General features: G+C 45.0%; 5 protein-coding genes. All 5 read left to right on the top strand.

Translation table 11 applies throughout. The features are described from left to right. Positions 1-15 precede the first annotated feature (15 nt). On the top strand, positions 16-216 hold the full coding sequence (locus PX482_RS12405) for a hypothetical protein (protein WP_155726783.1): 201 nt from the start codon (positions 16-18) through the stop codon (positions 214-216). Next, entirely contained in the window at positions 176-955 is a 780-nt protein-coding gene (locus PX482_RS12400; RefSeq protein ID WP_002762589.1) for an ABC transporter permease, read from the top strand. The genes PX482_RS12405 and PX482_RS12400 overlap by 41 nt, the downstream gene beginning before the upstream one ends. Before the next feature lie 197 nt (positions 956-1,152). Then, positions 1,153-1,617, top strand: a complete 465-nt coding sequence (locus tag PX482_RS12395; protein WP_002762591.1) for a hypothetical protein — start codon at positions 1,153-1,155, stop codon at positions 1,615-1,617. Positions 1,618-1,943: 326 nt separating this feature from the next. Continuing rightward, entirely contained in the window at positions 1,944-2,765 is an 822-nt protein-coding gene (cysH, locus tag PX482_RS12390) for a phosphoadenosine phosphosulfate reductase (protein ID WP_288122493.1), read from the top strand. A 57-nt stretch (positions 2,766-2,822) separates the two neighbouring features. Next, positions 2,823-3,035, top strand: a 213-nt coding sequence (locus PX482_RS12385) for an alpha/beta fold hydrolase (RefSeq protein WP_502888556.1), incomplete at its 3' end; no start/stop codon positions are given.

Genomic DNA, 3,035 nt, shown 5'->3' with positions numbered 1-3,035 from the left:
CTGAAAATTAGGTAATTGGCCACCTCAAAACTGGTAAAACCCCACACCCCACACCCCACACCCCACACCCTGCCACCACCGAAAAACTTTTTGCCGCAAACCCTAATTGGGCATAATGAGGGGATAAAACAATCTCTTAATCTAGGAAAGACAGATATTATTTTGATGAAAGGCTATGGGTATCAGCATCCTGAGAATCTGGGCGATCGCAGCTAACAGTTTTCGCGAGGTTATCCGCGATCGAATTCTTTACTTTATCGGGTTTTTTGCCTTGTTGATGGCCTTCGCTTGGCGTTTATTACCAGAAATTGCGGTGGGAACCCATCAGAAAATCTTTCTTGACTTGGGATTAGCCGCTATCGGGTTATTAGGGGTAATTGTTGCGGTTTTTGTGGGTACAGGGCTAATTAATAAGGAAATTGACAAGAGAACTATTTTAGTTTTGATTCCTAAACCCCTGAGTCGGGCCGAATTTATCCTCGGTAAACACTTGGGTTTGTCCGGGGTTTTAGCGGTGATGTTGGGGGTAATGTTGGTGATTTACCTGCTGATGTTGTCGGGGATGAAAGTATCTTTTCAAGCTTTACCCCTGATTGTCTCGGTTTTCTATCTCGGTTTGGAATTAATTCTCATCGCAGCCGTGGCGATCGCTTTTGGGGTATTTACCAGTTCGATTTTAGCCACGTTAATGACTTTTGGGGTCTATCTAATGGGTCACATCAGCAAAGATCTGATCCAATTGGGTATAATCAGCAAAAATGCCAATATCCTCGCTATCACTAAAAATATTTATCTAATTCTCCCAGATTTAGAGAGATTAAATTTTAGAAACGAGGCCGTTTATGGTTTGCTGCCTAGTGCTGATGTCTTAATCGCTAATGCCCTCTACAGTCTCGTTTATACTGGTCTATTATTGGGTATCTCCATCCTCATCTTTTCACGACGACAATTTTAAATAGCGTTGCTGAATCAAGGGATGAATGGCAACTGTGCAGGTTCCCGTGCCAAAGTTAGTTTGGGTCTAGGTTTTAAAAATCCCAGCAAAGAGGATTCAGATCACAAATGAGCAACGCCTAAAATTGTACTGGCAGAAAAACCGCTCATCGCTGGTAGGAATGGTCAATATCGATTAGTTTATAGACATGATTAGCCATGAAATTAAAGGCACAACTGCATATTTTAAGTCGAGACGCCGTCAATTACGGACTGGCCCCCGTAGTCATGGAAGAAGCGGTTAATCCCGTCCTTGCGGCCATGGCCAGACAGTTAAAACATTTACAATACTATGTGGTGCAGAATAGCCAGGGTGATTGGTTACTAACCACCTTAGCCCATCGGCGGCAGCCGCAACAGGAGAAAAGGGTAATCTATGCCTTTGCTACGGAAAAAATGGCCATATCTGCTCAAAATACCCCCAATTCACCCCTATCAACGCTCCTGATTCCCGTAACCCATCTTTTATTCCAATTATTTGCCCTAGAAAAAGTAGATAGTATTATTTTTCTAGAAAATGCACACACCGCTCAAACGGGAAAAGAAATCACCCGGACCCAATTAAGGGCCAATATTGAAAAACAACTGCAAAAACTAGCGGTAATCCCTCCCCATCTTGCTTAACCTAGTGTAACCAGAGAGATTTTTGAGAAAGGAGGGTGTCGCTAGTGTGGGCCACACTTCACCCCATCAGATATAGTAGAAGTACAGTATATAGATTTTCAACCGTAAAACGACGGGGTTTTAACCCAAATTTTCGATAAAACGGCCCTCGATTGTCAAGCTGTATCCCTAACAATGAAGCAGTTAAACTAGGAGCCGTCGGAGGCGAAAGTCTCACCCACGTTTCTCAAGGGGAGGAGATGGAGGTAACTCTATGCTCAAACCCTAATGGATAGATTGTAATCTATCAGTATCCGCCGCTACTAATAACTTAAATCTTAGCCAGAATGCCAGATTTACACTTGCTTAATTCTCATCCACAGGCCCTAGAAACTGCCTTCATCCCCACTGCCGACCGGTCTTTTTCCTCCCCTCTATCCCTCGACCTGGAGAGAATTAATCAACGTTTTGACTTCGCTAACGCCGCAGAAATCGTCGCTTGGGCGGAAGCCACCTTTGGGGAAGGTTTGGTGATGAGTACCAGTTTCGGCATTCAAGCGGCGGTAATGTTGCACCTCGTCACCGCAATTATCCCCGATATTCCCGTCATTTGGATCGATACTGGCTATCTTCCCCCGGAAACCTATCAATTTGCCGAAGACTTAAGCCAACGCCTCCATTTAAACCTGAAAGTTTATCAATCTCCCCTCAGTCCCGCCCGCATGGAAGCAATCCACGGTAAACTGTGGTCAAATAACGATCTGGACTCCCTCAATCTCTACGACAAAATCCGCAAGGTGGAGCCGATGCAACGGGCCCTGAAGGAATTAAAGGCCACCGCTTGGTTAGCAGGTTTACGTCGCGACCAAACCGACCACCGCAAAACTCTCCAATGGGTCAATCCACAGGGCGAACGTTACAAAATATTACCGATCCTTGACTGGAATGCCAAAACCATATACCAGTATCTGACTAAATACGATCTTCCCTACCATCCCTATTTTGATCTGGGTTATGTCTCCGTCGGCGATTGGCACTCCAGTCGGCCTTTAACCGCCGATGATAGCAACGAACGAGACACCCGTTTCAAGGGTTTAAAACAAGAATGCGGTCTTCATTTGCCCTTAACCCCCGGAGAAGCACAAAGTCTCGACGCAAGCTCCCTATAACTGCAAGGGTGGGAAAATTGCCGGTGCGATCGGTTCCTAGACGTTAGACAATGGTTATTGATGATTAATCCCCCATTAACCATGACTATTTTAGAAAATTTTCTCGAAGTCGGCTCTCTCAAGTGGTTTTATCGACAGGTTAACCCCGCTCAACAACCCGAGACAATCCCCGTAATCCTACTGCATGGTTTACCCGCCCATGGCTATATTTGGCGGGAATTGTTAACCAGTTTAGAAGAATATAACATTAATGCTATTGCCCCCGATTGG

The organism is Microcystis sp. M53602_WE12 (genome assembly GCF_030065455.1).
Taxonomy (GTDB): Bacteria; Cyanobacteriota; Cyanobacteriia; order Cyanobacteriales; family Microcystaceae; genus Microcystis; species Microcystis aeruginosa.
Note: the sequence above shows the minus strand (reverse complement) of the source record. Positions and strands in the feature narration are given on the sequence as shown.

Excerpts from the sequence above, each read along its gene's own strand:
- PX482_RS12400 (WP_002762589.1), top strand. The coding sequence starts at position 176 with ATGGGTATCAGCATCCTGAGAATCTGGGCGATCGCAGCTAACAGTTTT.
- PX482_RS12395 (WP_002762591.1), top strand. The coding sequence starts at position 1,153 with ATGAAATTAAAGGCACAACTGCATATTTTAAGTCGAGACGCCGTCAAT.
- cysH (WP_288122493.1), top strand. The coding sequence starts at position 1,944 with ATGCCAGATTTACACTTGCTTAATTCTCATCCACAGGCCCTAGAAACT.